The following is a 17,579-nucleotide window of genomic DNA, read 5'->3' as shown; positions in this document are numbered from 1 at the left end:
TGCATTTTCTTGCTAGGCTTGTCGTCGCCAATATTAGAATGTATAAAAAACACACAGGAATCCCCATGGCAACCTCATCACAAAAGAAATTCGGCCTTACAAGTAAAATTCTGTTCGGTATGGCAACAGGTATTGCTTTAGGTCTCATACTCCGCAATGCCTTTCCAGAAAGCGATATCGTAAAAGACTACATTACAGAAGGTTTCTTACATGTTATCGGCACTATCTTTATCTCAAGTTTGAAAATGCTAGTGGTTCCACTGGTATTTATTTCGTTAGTTTGTGGCACTTGCTCACTGAGTGAACCTTCAAAATTAGGTCGTTTAGGCGGCAAAACATTAGCCTTTTATTTATTCACAACGGCGATTGCTTTAATTCTGGCCATTGTCAGCGCGGTATTAGTTCATCCAGGTAATGCTTCGCTCGCTTCCGAAAAAATGGAGTACACAGCCAAAGAAGCGCCTAGTCTTTCAAGTGTCCTAATCAATATAGTGCCAACGAATCCGATGCAGGCCATGAGTGAAGGCAATATGCTGCAGATTATTATCTTTGCGGTGATTTTTGGCTTTGCGATTGCGCATATTGGCGAGCGTGGAAAACGTGTTGCCGCGTTATTTGAAGATTTAAATGAAGTGATCATGCGAGTCGTTACGTTGATCATGCAGCTTGCGCCTTACGGGGTGTTTGCACTGATGGCAAAGCTGGCTTTAACGCTAGGTTTGGGAACATTCGAGAGTGTGGTCAAATATTTCTTTGTCGTGTTGGTGGTGTTATTGATCCACGCCTTTATCGTCTACCCGACCCTGCTTAAGTTATTCTCAGGCTTAAATCCGCTGATCTTTATTCGTAAGATGCGCGATGTGCAATTGTTTGCCTTTTCAACCGCAAGCTCTAACGCCACCTTGCCGATTACGATTGAGGCGTCTGAGCACAGACTCGGTGTTGATAACAAAATTGCCTCTTTCACCCTGCCATTAGGCGCCACCATTAACATGGATGGCACGGCCATTATGCAAGGTGTCGCCACGGTATTTATCGCCCAAGTCTTTGGTATTGAATTAACCATTACCGATTATGCTGCCGTTGTTGTGACCGCGACCTTAGCTTCAATCGGTACTGCTGGGGTTCCAGGTGTAGGGTTAATCATGCTAGCGATGGTGCTTAACCAAGTCGGCCTGCCCGTAGAAGGGATTGCTCTTATTATCGGGGTTGACCGACTCCTAGATATGGTGCGTACCGCAGTTAACGTGACGGGTGATTGCGTCGCGACAGTGGTCATTGCCAAGTCTGAAGGTGAATTTAACGAAACCGTATTCAACAATACTCAAGCCGGTAAAGTCGCCAGTAACTTCGATGAGCAAGTGCATAAGGTCGAGTAATACTGACGTTAGAATGCCTTTGTCTCTGCTAAAAGCCCAACTTAGTTGGGCTTTTTATTGTCTTATCCTGATTTTGTGAACAAGCAAATAGAATAGTCCTTTAAATGCCGTTACATTAGACCTCGTCAATATAAAACGAGGAGAAAGCTATGTGGTGGAGAGTGAGTTGGATTATTGTCGCCTTTTGGCTGTTAAGTGCGCATTTCCTACGCTATGACCAGCTGCTATTAACTGGCCTATTTGCAGTCGCGCCTCTTGGTTTACTCATCAAACATCCAGTCGTCATTCGACTACTGCAAGCGATACTGTGCATCAGTGTGGTTATCGTTTGGGGTACAACCGCAATCGATGCGGTGCAAATGCGTCTAGCCCACGGCGCGCCTTGGATAAGACTCGCTGTAATCATGAGCGGTGTGATGCTCTTTAGCTTAGGGGCCGCATGGAGTGCTAATGGGATTTGGCGCAAAACCACGCAATCATAGGCCAAGATGCAATAAAATTATCTTCAACCTCAAGGCGGAGGGATAAATCAGACAATCTCTTTAAAGACAATTAATTAGTACTTATTTTCGCCACTCTATCGGCTCGGTCAGCCAAGGTTAAGTTGTTATTCGTTATGATAAGACAATATTTGGCTCCCGCGTATATTTTGCGTACACTGAGCCCAGTCGACTTTAAGGCATGAGTATTATGAGAATTTTGGTTGTTGAAGATGATCTTATTTTATCCCACCATCTAAAAGTGCAATTAAGCGATTTGGGCAACCAAGTCCAAGTCGCTCTCACCGCCAAGGAAGGATTCTTCCAAGCGACTAACTACCCCATCGATGTGGCCATTGTCGATTTAGGTTTACCCGATCAAGACGGCATTAGCCTTATCCAACAATTACGTGAAGAAGGCGTTAAAGCGCCTATCTTAATCCTAACCGCCCGAGTTAACTGGCAAGATAAAGTCGAAGGCCTTAACGCCGGTGCCGATGACTATTTAGTCAAACCCTTCCAGAAAGAAGAGTTAGTCGCAAGACTCGACGCCTTAGTTAGACGCAGCGCAGGCTTTGTTAAACCCGTCATCACCAGTGGTGAGCTAAAGCTGGATCTTGCCGCCAAGCAAGTGACCCTCGGCAACGAGATTATGGAAGTTACCGCCTTTGAATACCTCATTCTGGAATATCTAATGCGCCATTGTCATGAGGTCGTCGCCAAACAGCGACTCTTAGATGTGATTTATGGTGACAAGGAAGGCGACCCTAACACCATTGAAGTGATGGTGAGCCGTCTACGCAAAAAACTCACCCGTGATGGCATAGACAACCCGATAGCGACTATTCGTGGCCAAGGTTACAAATTCAATCTGCCATGCAATTAAGACTTAAAATGAAGAAACGTCTGCTGACGCGGATGTTTCTCACCTCATTATCAATCATCACCTTAGTCGGATTTGGCCTCGCTTGGATGGTCAATATTCTGCATGCGCAAAATAGTTACAACGAAGAAACCGCGCAGCTTATCGCCGAAATACCCCAAGTCGCCGCTGAGCTGAGGGAGCACGATTTAATTCCCGACACCAGCGCTTGGTTGGAGGAAAACAACAAGCAAGAACGCTACGTCATGGCAAGCTGCGATGAAAAATTTAAACAGGTATGGACATCCTCCCTCGCCGTCGACCGGGGTCTGTTTGATACCTGCGAGCGTTTCAATGAAATCCGTAATGATTCCCCGCCCTACTACCTGACCATGGCCGATGACAGAGGTTACTTCGTGTATTTGCTCGCGGTCGAAATCGCGGGAGTACACTACAACCTGCTGGTGATGAAAGATGCGGCTAAGCTTGAGCAGGAATACAGTAAATTCAGTAAGCGCACTTACATCCGTTTAGCCATGGTGCTCGCCCTCGCACTGATTCTGCTGGTCAGTGCGGCATATTGGGGGATGCGTCCACTGGTGCGGATGCAAAACGAATTGCAATCGATTAACCAAGGTAAGACAAAATCACTATCAGAGGGTTATCCCGTTGAGCTTGAAGGCGTAACTCAAGCCCTTAACCAACTATTGCAACAATCGAGCGCCCAACAGCAACGTTATCAAAACGCGATGAACGATCTGGCCCACAGCCTAAAAACCCGTCTTGCGGCCGTTCACGCCATTACCGATGACACGACGCTGACGAAGCAATCCGCCAATGAAAAAATCATGGAGCAGATTAGCCAAATGGATCAACTCGTTAAATATCAACTTAAGCGTGCCATGTTAGGCCGCCAAGGCTTAAAGCAGGAGCACACCGCCATCGCCCCGCTGGTCGATCAACTGGCGCAAATGTTATTTAAGATTTATCGCGAAAAGCAGGTGCAATTTAAGGCCAACATCCCCACAAACTTGCAGTTCCCAGGCAATAAGGGCGACTTAATGGAGCTATGCGGCAACTTAATGGAAAATGCCTTCCGATTATGCATCAGCCAAGTTCAGGTCAGCGCCCGCTTTACGGACCAAGGTGATTTTGAATTAATTGTCGAAGACGATGGACCCGGGGTTGAAGAAAAGCTGCGCCAAAAAATTATTCAACGGGGCGTGAGAGCCGACACCCAATCCCCAGGACAAGGTATTGGGCTGGCTGTATGTGATGAGATTGTCAGCAGCTACGGCGGCTATTTGAGTATTGAGGAAAGCCATTTAGAAGGCGCCAAGTTTAGAATTACTATCCCAGCTTAACCGCCTTATTCACGCACCATTATTCGTTAGCCATATACCGCGTATAACTGTTCGGCGCGGTTAAACATCACCCACGACGTGGCAATATATTTATCATTACTGATAGGCATATTGCCGCGATGGGAATGGGTAAAGCCTGCCGGCGCAATCACCATAGTGCCTTTCTTAGGCGAAATCTTACGTTGCTGGTAATAAAACTCCGTTTCCCCGCCCTCTTCCACATCATTGAGATAGAACATATACAACACGACGCGATGCAGCGCCTCATTATGGCTTAGCTGGGGAAATTGCTCCGAATGCCAGTGGAGATATCCACCTTTATTCTTTTGATATTTTTGAATATTAATACTGCCACTGCGGTACAAATATTTTACTAAGGCTTCGGCTCTTGGCTGACCTAAGCGCTCAAAATTATTCGGCGTTAAGGTTACCGCTTGACCTTGCTCGTCACTCACTGACACAGATACCGCGCCCATTAACGCCATGGAATATTGAGTAAAATAGTCGGCGGCGCCCTTTAGGGTATAGGATAACAGCTCATTTTTGAGGGGCTGTAAATCGGCAAAATTATCTAAGGTAAGATCTCGGCTGATCTTCTTTTCGAGGTCGACCCCATTACCCGTTTGGCCATCAACCACACCTGAATGTTGCTCAAATGCAAGAATGAGACGATCACATAGGTCATCGGGGATAGCATTAGGGTATACTTCGATAAAATCCATATTGGCTCAGTGTTTCGGCTATTTTGTACTCTTACTATGCTGACACGTTAGTTAAGTAATTGTAAAGCTGCATCATTGATATAAAATAACTCCATTGGCTTCACGATAACAAGAATATGAAAAAAAGCTGTAAAGTCTCAGTTCATCAATTACAGGTGGGTAATTTTGTGCGTTTACCCGTGGCCTGGAAAGATCATCCTTTTTTATTCAGTAGCTTTCATATCAAGCAAGCTGCGCAGATTGAGTTAATTAAAAACCTTGGTATTGAATACGTAATTGTCGATTTAGAACGTAGCGAAACCACGCCCTTGGCCGTTGAAGCCGTCAATCCCATTAAAATTCCCCCTAGCGCAGATATCCATAGTTTAAAAAACGATATGGATATTTATAAAGCCGAACAAATCGAAGTACAAAAAAAGCTGCGCCGCGATATTCACAAAACCGAGCAAAACTTTACCCGCTCGGTTGCTATGATGCGCAGCCTTATCGCCAAACTTCGTAATCGTCCGCTCAACGCCGTGGATGATGCCAAGGATTTAGTGCATACCATAGTCGAGCAGCTACTGAACTCCGATAACCTCGTCCTGCACTTAATGAGCGATGCTAAGCAAGATGAGAGCATTTACTACCACTCGCTAAACGTGGCGATACTCTCGATGCTTATCGCCAAAGAAATGGAGTGGGACCGCAGCGAAATCGAATTGGTGGGCTTAAGTGCGCTGTTTCACGATGTCGGTAAACTCAAAGTGCCGCCGCAGATTTTGAAAAAGACCACACCTTGGTCCGCGCCAGAGCTAAATTTTATCAAACAACATCCGCTGCTCGGGATTGAACTGCTCAAGCTCGCCGATAACTTCCCCGAGGCGGCGCTCGCCCCTATCACCAATCACCATGAGTATCTCGATGGCTCGGGTTACCCCAAGGGATTGAAGGAAGCTGAACTGGATAAAATCTCCCAGCTGCTCGCTGTCGTGAACGAGTACGACTCGCTTTGTTATCCGAGTAATCAGGGCAAGGCGCGCATGCCCTACGCTGCCTTAGGCTATTTATATAAACAATATAAAACCAAATTAAATCAGGAATATATTGGCAAGATGATCAAAATGCTGGGCATTTATCCACCGGGAAGTGTGGTGGAGTTGTCGAGCGGTCAATATGCCATGGTGATGTCGGTCAATCTGCAAAAGCTACTGTGCCCGAAAATCCTTGTTTATGATGCGCTGGTGCCTAAAGATCAGGCGCCGATTGTCGATCTGGAAGTCGAAGGGATCAGCATCGTGCGGTGCCTGCCACCCGCAGCACTCCCCGAAAAAGTGCATGAATACCTCAATCCACGTGAACGCGTGAGTTACTACTTTGGTGGCGATAGCCGTAAATAAACCAACGAGATTCATTCGCCCAATAAAAAGCCGGAGTACTCCGGCTTTTTTGCATCCACGTTAATACTCGCGATTAGAGCCAGTGTTTGCGTTTAAAGAAGAAATAGGTCCCCGCAGCACTTGCGAGCATCATCAATATCGCCATCGGATACCCATATTGCCAACCTAACTCAGGCATTCCATGGAAGTTCATTCCGTAGCTGCTGGCAATCAGCGTAGGCGGTAGAAACACCACAGCCGCAACCGAGAAGATTTTAATGATCTTATTCTGCTGTAATCCACTGAAACCCATGGCGGCGTCGAGCAAAAAGTTTAACTTATCGAAGATAAACTGACTGTGGGGCATTAACGACTCGATATCCGAGAGCATTTCGCGCAAGTCTTTTAAATGTTCATCGGACAATTGCCCGCGGTAGTATCGCTGCATATAACGAAGCGAGCGCTGGGTATCGAGCAAACTTAAACGAATTTTACCGTTCGAGTCTTCCTGCAAGGTGATGAGTTTGAACACATCATCCAGCTCATCATTATCAAACACTTGCTCACCGACATTTTCAAGGACCGTATACACGTCCTCAATCAAGTCGGAGAGGTAATCCACTTTCAGATTAAAGAGTTCGAGGAACAATTCCTGCGGGGTTGAGACTTCCAACCGACCCAGGCGTAAGTAGTTACGCAACAAACGGATCAGGCCGACATCCTCTTCACGTATGGTCAACAGGAAATTCGTCCGCAGGTTAAAGGAAACGTTCACCCCGCGTACGTCTTGCCCCACTCGCTGGGGGAATAACGAATTGATATGTAAGCCGTCGCTGTTTTGATAAAAACGCGCCGAGGCCTCAATCTCGTTGATATCTTCTTCGTCGGGCACTTCTTCAACGGAAAAACGACTTAACCATTCTCGCTCTGCATCATCAGGTTTATAGAGATCCAACCATATGGTCGACGCCGGAATACTGTCTTGTGTGTTAATCTCAGTGACCGTCAGTTGACGGTTTTCGTAGACATAGGCAGTAATCATGTGTCCTCCTGAAAAAAACTTAAGCAAAAAGTCCACTTAAGTGCAGGCTAAAAAATTGTCGCTAGTTTAACGCATAACTTAGTAATGAAAAGGCGGGAGCGAAAAATTCATAAAATAAATCTGTGTTAGTCTTCGAGAATTTCTAACCGCTCCGCATTAGAAAAGCGAATGTGTACGCCCTCAACCGTCACCATTTTTGCCTCCGAGATATCCCCTTTACGCGCCTTGTACACGCCGGATAACACACCAGCTGGAGACACTATCGTCACAGTCACGACTTTATGTTGATCGTACCAATACCACACACTGTAGCTTAAAAGGCTCAGCCCCAGCAGTAAAAATGCTGCCCGCATGCCGTAACGACGCCACAGACTCGGCATCGGCAGAAGATTTACCGAAGTGGCAGACCCCTGCTTAGGACGCCGATTGGCCAGCAGTAAAATCGCCATAATGATAACGGCTAAGGTGAGCAGCAGTTTTGTTAACAAAGGACACTCCAGAGGGCGGGACTTAACCGATTATAATCGACATTGAAATGCGAAACTGTCATTAAGATCAAGCTTATGCAACACAGTTTCGCAGCGATATAGCCGCATATTTCGATATCAGACTAACAAGAAAAGATGACAAGTTAACATCTAACCGAGAAAATCGAGTCGATTGAAAGTCTAGTCATTCAAAGCGGTGGCACGCTAGACGCCAGCTACAGACGACTTAGAGGCGCCCTAGAATGCCTCAAACTGCGCTGCCATACGCCGTATTTGATCTAGCAGCACACCATGACGATTACGCTCGGCGCACAGTTGTTGATGCGTGCGCGCTGAAGGCTCCCCTACCAGTACGATACGCACTTGATAATCTAAGGCTTTCGCAGCCGCCTCATAGGCCATGTACTCCCAGCGGCAAAGATTAGTGTTATCACAAATCACGATAGGCTGAACGCTACTGAGCGCGTGAATAAACGCGGTTAAATTACGTTGATGGTATTCGGAGAGTTTTTTCGCATCGAATCGATACTCCTCTCCCTCGTAGAAAAAACTATCGGTCGAAAAAATGCCACCTTGGCGAACGCGAATCGCCTCTTCTAACGGTAGATTAGCCACAAACTGCTCGACCCAATGGGATTTACCGCTGCCCGGTAATCCCCGCATAATAATCGCCAGTTTTTGCGTCATGGACTCGTTGCTCATTCTTAAACATCGGACTCGGCTAAATCGGAGCCAATCACTTTGCCTGCAAGTATGGTATCGACCAATTTAGGTACCAACTCCCCCGCCTTACCGGTTAAATGATATTGGAACTGACTGTGTCTATCGGGGGTGACTAAATTAACTTCCACCGTTTGGGCGCCATGATGATTGGCCGTATCGACAAACCCTGCCGCCGGATACACAGTGCCCGACGTACCAATGGCAATGAATAAATCGCAGTTATCGAGCGCATCGTGAATTCTATCCATCCCCAGCGGCATTTCGCCAAACCACACCACATGGGGGCGTAATCGTTGCGACGGAATACAACAGGTACAACAGTTATTGGGGCCGAAGGGTTCCCTTAATAAGAAAGTTTGGCGAGAGCGAGGGCAGCGACCTTTGGATAATTCGCCGTGCATGTGCAACAAGCGCCGAGAACCCGCTCGTTCGTGTAGATCATCAATATTTTGGGTCACAATCAATAATTGCCCGGCAAATTCCGCCTCTAGCTTAGCCAACGCCAAATGCGCCGCATTAGGCATCACTGTGCCACTGTGTAATTGCTCCCAACGGCTGTTATAAAATCGCTCAACCAGTTCGGTATCGCGGGCATAACCTTCGGGAGTGGCCACGTCTTCAATATGATGCTCTTCCCATAGACCATCTTGATCGCGAAAGGTACGTAATCCCGATTCGGCAGAAATGCCCGCGCCAGTTAACACCACAATATGCTGGTACATACCGCTTCCTTTTATTGTAATTATTCTGTCCATTGTCCCGACATTTGCGCGTCGTGAACATTATTCCTTGGTATAACCTTACAAAAACTATGCTTGAATTGCCGCAATTTATTGCAATTTCGCGCTAAGTGACACAATTTATCTGCATATAGACCCATAAAGCTAGAACAAAGGTTTAAGTTTTTAATTTGACCCCCTATAATGGCATTCACTATCCACGGATGAACCTATTGGTTCTGCAATCAAGAGATTAGCAATGACAGATGGAAATCAAGCGCTAAAAAAAGCCGGTTTGAAAATCACCCTGCCACGAGTCAAGATCCTAGAACTGATGCAAGGACCTGAAAACCAACATATCAGTGCAGAAGACTTATATAAGAAACTGCTCGATTTAGGTGAAGAAATTGGTCTAGCAACAGTTTACCGTGTATTAAACCAGTTTGATGATGCCGGTATCGTATCTCGCCACCACTTCGAAAGTGGCAAGGCGGTATTCGAGTTATCGACTCAACACCACCACGATCACTTAGTGTGCCTTTCCTGTGGCAAAGTGATTGAGTTTTCAGATGAAGTAATTGAACGTCGTCAAGACGAAATCGCCAGCAAGTACAACATTAAACTGACTAACCACAGCTTATATTTGTACGGTCATTGCACCAATGATAAGTGCGATCATAACGACGAGTAAGCAGATTTAGCTCAATCTGGATATTAACCAGACACACCTAATAAAAAACCAGCCATCTAGGCTGGTTTTTTATTAGAACGCTCAGGCACAGTTAAAGCACCTTCGCGTACACATTCACTTTATGTCCCATAAACTCACTTGGTTCACGCCAATGCATGCCTATGCGTTTAGCAACGCCCTCAGAGCCAATGTTACCCTCTAGGATCAATGCAATAATTTGCGTAATGCCAAACTGCGGGAACACGCTAATTGCCGCTTGAGCAGCTTCGGTACCAATCCCCTTGCCCCAATACTCGGGGAAATAGCGATAGCCAATTTCGACTTCGTTATATTCAGGAATAAACTTTGGTCCGCAAAAGCCAATCACTTTATTATCGGCTTTATGTTCGACGGCCCAGCGACCAAATCCACGCTGCTGATAATCCTGTGAAATCACCTTATGGAACAGTTCATGTGCCTGCTCACGCTCAGTAAAAGGCACGGTTGGAATGTATTTCAACATCGCAGGGTTACTCTTCATCAAATAGAGGGCATCGATATCCTGCTCGGTAAATGGTCTGAGTATTAAACGCTCTGTTTGTATAATCATTTTGGCTTCCTTCATATTGCCCTCTACACACTAATATCCAGCGCGATTAACGGTGGAAGTCACCGCTACGCTCTGGCTGATACATAATTTCTTCGATACGCACTTTGACCATTGAGCCACCGGGGCCTGGCCATTCGATTTCATCCCCTTGGGATAAACCCAATAAGGCACTGCCCACGGGAGCGAGGATAGAAATGGTGCCCTCACCTGCCGCATCCTTGGGATAAACTAACCGTAAGCAGAAGGTATCCTGACTGGATGACACGCTAAATTTCACTTCAGAATTCATCGTCACCACATTACCGGGCATCTGCGCTGCGGGCACAATGTCGGCTCGGTCGAGTTCCGCCTCCAATGCCGCACGCCCTGGGAAGGCGTTCGCCGGTAATGACTCCAACAGACGCTCGAGTCTTTCTAAATCGATTTCTGAAATAATGATCTTTGGTGTTTTCACAGTCTTTCCCTCGTGTAAATAGATGTCCCTTAGGGTTAAACATCTGTGCTGGCCTATCCTCCCCCAATGGGATAAACCGATATAAAAATACGCTCGCAGCTTAATGCCGCAATCGCGTGGTAATTAAGTACAAGATTTATTGCTGAACAGCCGTGGTGCCATAAGCGCAGGGCTTAGGGTTGTGGCTCTACTAATGTATTCACACGTCAATCAGGTGATGACGCTCGGTAGAGAAGCCCAATCTAACCCTTTGTAAATAAAAATGCTAGCCTGCGCGGTGTGAGCTTTGCCCACTCTCACACTTTAGTGCTCGGCACTCGCTAACAGACGCGCAATAAAAAAGGCGCCTTAGGCGCCTTTTCGTGTGTTAACGGTTAGATTACCAACCCGTTTTAGCACGCAGCGCTTTGCCGATATCCGCTAACGAGCGGACAGTTGTCACGCCCGCTGCTTCTAATGCAGCAAATTTGTCAGCAGCAGTACCTTTACCGCCAGCAATGATCGCACCCGCGTGACCCATACGCTTACCAGCAGGAGCAGTTACACCCGCGATGTAAGAAACAACAGGTTTAGTCACGTTAGCTTTGATGTAAGCAGCCGCTTCTTCTTCAGCAGTACCACCGATTTCACCGATCATCACGATGGCTTCAGTCTGTGGATCATTTTGGAACATTTCCAATACGTCGATGAAGTTAGTACCTGGGATTGGGTCACCACCAATACCTACGCAAGTAGATTGGCCGAAACCTTCGTCAGTCGTTTGCTTAACCGCTTCATAGGTCAGCGTACCAGAACGAGAAACGATACCCACTTTACCTTTTAAGTGGATGTGGCCTGGCATAATACCAATCTTACATTCACCTGGGGTGATAACACCTGGGCAGTTTGGACCGATCATGCGAACGCCAGTTTCTTCTAGCTTCACTTTCACTTCCAGCATATCCAGTGTTGGGATACCTTCAGTGATACAAACGATCAGCTCAATACCACCGTCGATAGCTTCGAGGATAGCGTCTTTACAGAAAGGAGCTGGAACGTAGATAACAGAAGCGGTTGCGCCAGTGGCAGCTACAGCGTCTTTCACAGTGTTGAACACTGGCAGACCTAAGTGCTCAGTACCGCCTTTACCTGGAGATACACCACCAACCATTTGCGTACCGTAATCGATAGCTTGTTGAGAGTGGAAAGTACCTTGACCACCGGTAAAGCCTTGGCAGATTACCTTGGTATCTTTGTTAATTAATACAGACATTATTTGCCCTCCGCAGCTTTAACTACTTGCTCAGCCGCATCAGTCAGACTGTTAGCTGCAATGATATCAAGACCTGATTTAGCTAATACTTCACGGCCTAATTCAGCGTTAGTACCTTCTAAACGCACTACAACTGGCACTTTAACGCCAACTTCTTTAACAGCGCCAATGATACCTTCTGCGATCATGTCACAACGTACGATACCACCGAAGATGTTAACCAGAACGGCTTTCACATTGCTGTCAGACAGAATGATCTTGAATGCTTCAGCAACACGTTCTTTAGTCGCGCCACCACCTACGTCGAGGAAGTTAGCTGGCTTGCCGCCGTGCAGGTTAACGATGTCCATAGTACCCATTGCTAGGCCAGCACCGTTCACCATACAACCCACGTTTCCGTCCAGCGCAACATAGTTCAGTTCGAACATTGCAGCGTGAGCTTCACGGGCGTCATCCTGTGATGGATCGTGCATTGCTTTGATTTTTGGTTGACGGAACAGTGCGTTACCATCGATACCAATTTTACCGTCTAAGCAGTGCAGGTTACCTTCAGTGGTGATAACCAGTGGGTTGATTTCCAGCAGTGCGAAATCATGATCAACGAACATAGTCGCCAGACCCATAAAGATCTTAGTGAATTGCTTCATTTGAGTTGGGTTTAAGCCCAGTTTGAAGCCAAGATCTCGTGCTTGGTATGGTTGAGGACCAGTCAGTGGATCGATGATCGCTTTGTGAATGAGTTCTGGCGTTTCTTCAGCCACTTTCTCAATCTCAACACCACCTTCAGTAGAAGCCATGAACACCACGCGACGGGTAGCACGGTCAACTACTGCACCTAAGTACAGTTCGTTAGCGATGTCGGTGCAGCTTTCTACTAAAATTTTAGCAACAGGCTGACCTTTCTCATCTGTTTGATAAGTCACCAGATTTTTGCCTAACCAGTGTTCGGCAAAGGCTCTGATTTCTTCTTTATCGCCAGTGACTTTAACGCCACCCGCTTTACCGCGGCCGCCTGCGTGTACTTGACACTTAACAACCCATAAATTTCCGCCAATACGGCCTGCCGCTTCTACAGCTTCTTGGGCTGTATCACATGCAAAACCTTCTGACACTGGTAAACCATATTCGGCAAATAGGGATTTTGCCTGATACTCATGCAAATTCATGATGATCTATCCGTATACTTCTAATCAAATCCAACTGGCCCCACGGGGCCAGTCACGAGGGTATGTCTGACTCTTGTCTCTAAACTAACAGGTTAAACGTGATCGTTTAGCGCGTTAGATTATAGGTCAAGTAGCAGACGAGTTGGGTCTTCCAAGAAGTCTTTAATGGCGACTAAGAAGCCAACTGACTCACGGCCATCGACAATACGATGGTCATATGAGAGAGCTAGGTACATCATGGGCAGGATTTCAACCTGACCATTCACTGCCATTGGGCGGTCTTTAATGGCGTGCATGCCTAAAATCGCGCTTTGTGGCAGGTTTAAAATTGGGGTAGACATTAACGAGCCGAATACACCACCGTTAGTCACAGTGAAGTTACCGCCAGTCATATCAGCCACAGTCAGCTTGCCATCACGGCCTTTGATCGCCAGATCGCGTACTGCTTTTTCGATATCAGCCAGGCTCATGGTATCGGTATCACGTAATACTGGGGTGACCAGACCACGTGGAGTCGATACAGCGATGCTGACGTCGAAGTAGTTGTGGTAAACGATATCGTCACCGTCGATTGACGCGTTCACTTCAGGGAAGCGTTTCAGCGCTTCAGTCACCGCTTTCACGTAGAAAGACATGAAACCTAAACGGATACCGTGGCGCTTTTCAAAGATATCTTGGTACTGCTTACGGATATCCATGATTGGCTTCATGTTCACTTCGTTGAACGTCGTGAGCATCGCGGTAGAGTTTTTCGCTTCTAATAAACGGTTAGCGATAGTCTTACGTAAACGTGTCATTGGTACACGCTTCTCGCTACGACCTGCCGCTAAAGGTTGTACCGCTGGAGCCGCAGGGGCAGCAGCCGCTTTAGGCGCAGACTTGATAAAGGCTTCAACGTCTTCTTTAGTGATACGGCCACCGACACCAGTGCCCTTCACTTTGCTCGCATCAACATTGTGCTCAGCCAGTAAACGACGTACTGATGGGCTTAATGCATCGTTAGACTCTTCAGTCGCAGCAGCGGCAACAGGTGCAGCAGCTTCAGCTTCGGCTTTAGTCACTTCTTGACCAGAAACCGCACCCGCGATGAACTTAGCAATCACTTGCTCGCCCAGAACGGTGTCACCTTCTTGGAACAGGAACTCACCGATGTGACCATCTTCTGGTGCAACCACTTCCAGTACGACTTTGTCAGTTTCAATATCAACCAGATTTTGATCACGAGAAACTTGCTCACCCACTTTTACGTGCCAAGTGGCGATAGTTGCGTCGGCAACAGATTCTGGCAGTACGGGTACCTTGATTTCGATACTCATGAAAAACGATCCTTTTTTATAAAATGTCTATTACTACAGTCTTAGCTATTACAGCTTTAGGGCACTGTTCACTAAAGATTCTTGTTGGTGAGCATGCAGCTCTGGGTAACCACAGGCTGGTGCAGCAGACGCTTCACGGCCAGCGTAGGTCAGTTTTGCACCCGCAGGGATAGCAGCCCAGAAGTGATGTTGGCTAGAGTACCAAGCACCCTGGTTTTGCGGCTCTTCCTGACACCATACAAAATCCTTCACATGTTGGTAATCAGCTAAAGCTGCAACCATTTCTTCATGTGGGAACGGATATAACTGTTCGACACGGATTATTGCGATGTTATTGATGTTTTCTTTACGGCGTTTTTCCAGCAGCTCGAAGTATACCTTACCGCTACAGAACACGACGCGATCGACCTTGCTCGCTTCTAACGTATCGATTTCACCGATCACGTTTTGGAAGCTGCCATTAGCCAATTCTTCCATGCTAGAAACCGCTAATGGGTGACGTAGCAATGACTTAGGTGACATCACCACCAGCGGACGACGCATTGGGCGTACCACTTGGCGACGCAGCATATGGTAAACCTGTGCTGGCGTTGATGGCACACAAACTTGCATGTTGTGGTTAGCACACAGCTGCAAGAAACGCTCTAAACGGGCGCTTGAGTGTTCTGGGCCTTGACCTTCGTAACCGTGTGGTAACAGCATGGTCAGACCGCATAGACGGCCCCACTTCTGCTCACCAGAGGACAGGAACTGGTCGATAACTACTTGGGCACAGTTAGCGAAGTCACCGAATTGGGCTTCCCAAATCGCTAGACCACCAGGTTCCGCCGTCGCATAGCCGTATTCGAAGGCTAATACTGATGCTTCAGACAATACTGAGTCAGTGATGTCAATTGGACCTTGGTCTTCAGACAAGTTTCGCAGTGGTAAGTAAGTTGTCGCATCATTTTGGTTGTGTAGAACCGCGTGACGGTGGAAGAAAGTACCACGGCCAGAGTCTTGACCTGTAATGCGAACACGTTGCTTGTCTTCAAGAATCGTGGCGTAAGCTAAGGTTTCAGCAAAGCCCCAGTCGAGTAACTTCTCGCCCTTCGCCATAGCAACGCGATCGCCATAGATTTTAGCAACGCGTGAATGCAGTGGGTGGCTCTCAGGAACGTAGCTTAGTTTTTCAGCTAGGTTCTGTAAGCGCGCCAATGGCAGAGATGCTTGATACGCTTCGTCCCACTCACGGCCAATGTAAGGAGTCCAATCCACTGTGTGCAGTGTCATTGGGCGCCATTCTTTCACCACACAGTCACCTTGGTCTAAGGCGTCACGGTAGGTATTGATCATGCTGGTCACTTCATCAGCGCCGATGCTGTTTTCGGCGATCAGTTTGTCAGCGTAGATCTTACGTGGCGTTGGGTGTTTCTTGATCTTGGCATACATCAATGGCTGAGTTGCACTTGGCTCGTCAGCTTCGTTGTGGCCATGACGACGGTAACACACTAAGTCAATCACCACGTCACGTTTAAACTCGTTACGATAATCAACAGCAAGCTGAGCAACAAAGGCAACGGCTTCTGGATCGTCAGAGTTCACGTGGAAAATCGGTGCCTGAACCATCTTAGCGATGTCAGTACAGTATTCAGTTGAACGCACATCAAAGTGGTTTGACGTTGTAAAACCAACTTGGTTGTTCACAACGATACGGATGCTGCCGCCCACTTTAAAGCCACGGGTTTGAGACATGTTGAATGTCTCTTGCACGATACCTTGACCAGCAATTGCAGAGTCACCGTGAATCGTAATTGGCATCACCTGTAAACCGTCTTTACAACCACGGCGGTCTTGACGAGCACGGACAGAGCCCATAACCACAGGGTTAACGATTTCAAGGTGTGATGGGTTAAAGGCCAGTGCTAAGTGCACGTTGCCGCCCGGCGTTTCGAAATCTGAAGAGAAACCTTGGTGGTATTTTACGTCGCCTGAACCGTGGGTATCGGCGTGCTTACCGGCGAACTCGTCAAACAGTTCTGCTGGACGCTTACCTAACACGTTCACCAGTACGTTTAAACGACCACGGTGAGCCATACCGACTACGATTTCTTTAGTGCCCGCTTCGCCTGCGCGATAAATGATTTCGCGCATCATAGGGACTAACGCATCGCCGCCTTCTAACGAGAAGCGTTTTGCACCTGGGAATTTAGCGCCTAAATATTTTTCAATGCCTTCAGCAGCATTTAGGCCTTCGAGAATGCGGGTCTTAACGCTTTTATCGTAGTTGGCTTTACCTAAGGATGGTTCGAGACGTTGTTGGATCCAACGCTTCTCATCGGTATCGGTAATGTGCATGTATTCGGCGCCAATCGAACCACAGTAAGTGGCTTTTAGCGCTTTGACTAAGTCAGCCAGCTTCATGGTTTCGCCGCCGTGGGCGAACGAGCCAGTGTTGAACTCACGTTCCATGTCTTCTTTGGTCAGACCGTGGAATGCGGGATCTAAATCGGCAACAGGTTCACGTTTCCACAATTCTAACGGGTCGAGATTAGCCCCTTGGTGACCACGGAAACGGTGGGCGTTGATCAGCTGTAGCACTTTAACTTGCTTAGCATCCAACTCAGGATCGGTCACACGAGCTGCGCTCTTATGACGTCCGTCCATCGCTAAACTGCGAAAATAATCACGTACTTTGGAGTGAGCCGCTTCAGGCGCGTCTTTAGAAGCACCGTTCACCGGAGGGAGATTATCAAATACCGCACGCCAATCGTCAGAGACTGACTGTGGGTCTTCTTGATAGGCTTCATACATCTCTTCTACGTAGGTCGAATTTGCACCACTTAAGTGAGATGATTCGAGCCAGGCTTTCATGATGCCTTGGTGCATTGCTATTCCTTTCAAACTTTATACACGTGCTTAGCCATAGTTTTTATATGCAATCTCAAGCAATTACCTTCGACGCATAAATTTTGCCGCCCCTAGATATCCAGATT

The 17,579-nt window shown here is 47.2% G+C and carries 17 protein-coding genes; 6 read left to right on the top strand and 11 right to left on the bottom strand.

Annotated elements, in window-relative coordinates:
* Window positions 1–65 precede the first annotated feature (65 nt).
* The 4 genes from N7386_RS09210 to N7386_RS09195 all read left to right on the top strand — a co-directional run bounded on the left by N7386_RS09210 (window position 66) and on the right by N7386_RS09195 (window position 4,084).
* Window positions 66–1,379, top strand: coding sequence for a dicarboxylate/amino acid:cation symporter (locus N7386_RS09210; protein WP_086904056.1), 1,314 nt, complete (start codon window positions 66–68; stop codon window positions 1,377–1,379).
* A gap of 149 nt (window positions 1,380–1,528) precedes the next feature.
* Window positions 1,529–1,861 (top strand): hypothetical protein, encoded by a 333-nt coding sequence (locus tag N7386_RS09205; RefSeq protein ID WP_086904055.1) that lies wholly within the window; start codon window positions 1,529–1,531, stop codon window positions 1,859–1,861.
* 208 nt (window positions 1,862–2,069) lie between these two features.
* Entirely contained in the window at window positions 2,070–2,744 is a 675-nt protein-coding gene (locus N7386_RS09200) for a response regulator (protein WP_041408752.1), read from the top strand.
* Window positions 2,735–4,084 carry a sensor histidine kinase gene (locus tag N7386_RS09195; protein WP_086904054.1) on the top strand — a complete coding sequence of 450 codons (1,350 nt, stop codon included), beginning with the start codon at window positions 2,735–2,737 and terminating at the stop codon, window positions 4,082–4,084. The genes N7386_RS09200 and N7386_RS09195 overlap by 10 nt, the downstream gene beginning before the upstream one ends.
* 26 nt (window positions 4,085–4,110) lie before the next feature.
* On the opposite strand, the gene N7386_RS09190 is transcribed toward N7386_RS09195, so the two are convergent.
* Window positions 4,111–4,806 carry a 2OG-Fe(II) oxygenase gene (locus N7386_RS09190; RefSeq protein ID WP_086904053.1) on the bottom strand — a complete coding sequence of 232 codons (696 nt, stop codon included), beginning with the start codon at window positions 4,804–4,806 and terminating at the stop codon, window positions 4,111–4,113.
* Window positions 4,807–4,922: 116 nt separating this feature from the next.
* Between N7386_RS09190 and N7386_RS09185 the strand changes: the two genes are divergently transcribed.
* The gene (locus tag N7386_RS09185) at window positions 4,923–6,185 is read left to right on the top strand and encodes a DUF3391 domain-containing protein (protein WP_086904052.1); all 1,263 of its coding nucleotides are present in this window, start codon (window positions 4,923–4,925) and stop codon (window positions 6,183–6,185) included.
* Between the two features lie 73 nt (window positions 6,186–6,258).
* Here N7386_RS09185 and corA read toward each other — a convergent pair whose 3' ends face one another.
* From corA to cobB, 4 genes are all read right to left on the bottom strand, one after another.
* Window positions 6,259–7,206: a magnesium/cobalt transporter CorA gene (gene corA, locus N7386_RS09180; protein ID WP_086904051.1), complete on the bottom strand. Its 948-nt coding sequence runs from the start codon at window positions 7,204–7,206 to the stop codon at window positions 6,259–6,261.
* Window positions 7,207–7,331: 125 nt separating this feature from the next.
* Window positions 7,332–7,694 carry a hypothetical protein gene (locus tag N7386_RS09175; RefSeq protein ID WP_086904050.1) on the bottom strand — a complete coding sequence of 121 codons (363 nt, stop codon included), beginning with the start codon at window positions 7,692–7,694 and terminating at the stop codon, window positions 7,332–7,334.
* Between the two features lie 237 nt (window positions 7,695–7,931).
* Entirely contained in the window at window positions 7,932–8,381 is a 450-nt protein-coding gene (locus tag N7386_RS09170; RefSeq protein ID WP_086904049.1) for an ATP-binding protein, read from the bottom strand.
* A 17-nt stretch (window positions 8,382–8,398) separates the two neighbouring features.
* Window positions 8,399–9,139 (bottom strand): Sir2 family NAD+-dependent deacetylase, encoded by a 741-nt coding sequence (cobB, locus tag N7386_RS09165; protein WP_086904048.1) that lies wholly within the window; start codon window positions 9,137–9,139, stop codon window positions 8,399–8,401.
* 256 nt (window positions 9,140–9,395) lie between these two features.
* On the opposite strand from cobB, the gene fur reads away from it, so the two are divergent.
* On the top strand, window positions 9,396–9,827 hold the full coding sequence (gene fur, locus N7386_RS09160) for a ferric iron uptake transcriptional regulator (RefSeq protein WP_011716738.1): 432 nt from the start codon (window positions 9,396–9,398) through the stop codon (window positions 9,825–9,827).
* 91 nt (window positions 9,828–9,918) lie between these two features.
* Here fur and N7386_RS09155 read toward each other — a convergent pair whose 3' ends face one another.
* The 6 genes from N7386_RS09155 to N7386_RS09130 form a co-directional block, all read right to left on the bottom strand.
* A complete protein-coding gene (locus tag N7386_RS09155; protein WP_086904047.1) occupies window positions 9,919–10,416 on the bottom strand; it encodes a GNAT family N-acetyltransferase in 498 nt (165 codons plus the stop codon).
* Between the two features lie 46 nt (window positions 10,417–10,462).
* A complete protein-coding gene (gene rnk / locus N7386_RS09150) occupies window positions 10,463–10,870 on the bottom strand; it encodes a nucleoside diphosphate kinase regulator (RefSeq protein WP_126512996.1) in 408 nt (135 codons plus the stop codon).
* A 379-nt stretch (window positions 10,871–11,249) separates the two neighbouring features.
* Entirely contained in the window at window positions 11,250–12,122 is an 873-nt protein-coding gene (sucD, locus tag N7386_RS09145; protein WP_011622417.1) for a succinate--CoA ligase subunit alpha, read from the bottom strand.
* Entirely contained in the window at window positions 12,122–13,288 is a 1,167-nt protein-coding gene (gene sucC, locus N7386_RS09140; RefSeq protein WP_011622416.1) for an ADP-forming succinate--CoA ligase subunit beta, read from the bottom strand. The genes sucD and sucC overlap by 1 nt, the downstream gene beginning before the upstream one ends.
* A gap of 119 nt (window positions 13,289–13,407) precedes the next feature.
* Window positions 13,408–14,604 carry a 2-oxoglutarate dehydrogenase complex dihydrolipoyllysine-residue succinyltransferase gene (odhB, locus tag N7386_RS09135; protein WP_011622415.1) on the bottom strand — a complete coding sequence of 399 codons (1,197 nt, stop codon included), beginning with the start codon at window positions 14,602–14,604 and terminating at the stop codon, window positions 13,408–13,410.
* A 48-nt stretch (window positions 14,605–14,652) separates the two neighbouring features.
* A complete protein-coding gene (locus tag N7386_RS09130; RefSeq protein ID WP_126512995.1) occupies window positions 14,653–17,472 on the bottom strand; it encodes a 2-oxoglutarate dehydrogenase E1 component in 2,820 nt (939 codons plus the stop codon).
* Window positions 17,473–17,579 lie beyond the last annotated feature (107 nt).

The organism is Shewanella sp. GD04112, assembly GCF_029835735.1.
GTDB lineage: Bacteria > Pseudomonadota > Gammaproteobacteria > Enterobacterales > Shewanellaceae > Shewanella.
The sequence above is the reverse complement of the archived record's forward strand: the minus strand, read 5'-3'. Positions and strand labels throughout refer to the sequence as shown.

Bases quoted from the DNA above. Each gene is read 5' to 3' on its own strand.
- N7386_RS09210 (WP_086904056.1), top strand. From the start codon at position 66: ATGGCAACCTCATCACAAAAGAAATTCGGCCTTACAAGTAAAATTCTG.
- N7386_RS09205 (WP_086904055.1), top strand. From the start codon at position 1,529: ATGTGGTGGAGAGTGAGTTGGATTATTGTCGCCTTTTGGCTGTTAAGT.
- N7386_RS09200 (WP_041408752.1), top strand. From the start codon at position 2,070: ATGAGAATTTTGGTTGTTGAAGATGATCTTATTTTATCCCACCATCTA.
- N7386_RS09195 (WP_086904054.1), top strand. From the start codon at position 2,735: ATGCAATTAAGACTTAAAATGAAGAAACGTCTGCTGACGCGGATGTTT.
- N7386_RS09190 (WP_086904053.1), bottom strand. From the start codon at position 4,806: ATGGATTTTATCGAAGTATACCCTAATGCTATCCCCGATGACCTATGT.
- N7386_RS09185 (WP_086904052.1), top strand. From the start codon at position 4,923: ATGAAAAAAAGCTGTAAAGTCTCAGTTCATCAATTACAGGTGGGTAAT.
- corA (WP_086904051.1), bottom strand. From the start codon at position 7,206: ATGATTACTGCCTATGTCTACGAAAACCGTCAACTGACGGTCACTGAG.
- N7386_RS09170 (WP_086904049.1), bottom strand. From the start codon at position 8,381: ATGACGCAAAAACTGGCGATTATTATGCGGGGATTACCGGGCAGCGGT.
- cobB (WP_086904048.1), bottom strand. From the start codon at position 9,139: ATGTACCAGCATATTGTGGTGTTAACTGGCGCGGGCATTTCTGCCGAA.
- fur (WP_011716738.1), top strand. From the start codon at position 9,396: ATGACAGATGGAAATCAAGCGCTAAAAAAAGCCGGTTTGAAAATCACC.
- N7386_RS09155 (WP_086904047.1), bottom strand. From the start codon at position 10,416: ATGATTATACAAACAGAGCGTTTAATACTCAGACCATTTACCGAGCAG.
- sucD (WP_011622417.1), bottom strand. From the start codon at position 12,122: ATGTCTGTATTAATTAACAAAGATACCAAGGTAATCTGCCAAGGCTTT.
- sucC (WP_011622416.1), bottom strand. From the start codon at position 13,288: ATGAATTTGCATGAGTATCAGGCAAAATCCCTATTTGCCGAATATGGT.
- odhB (WP_011622415.1), bottom strand. From the start codon at position 14,604: ATGAGTATCGAAATCAAGGTACCCGTACTGCCAGAATCTGTTGCCGAC.
- N7386_RS09130 (WP_126512995.1), bottom strand. From the start codon at position 17,472: ATGCACCAAGGCATCATGAAAGCCTGGCTCGAATCATCTCACTTAAGT.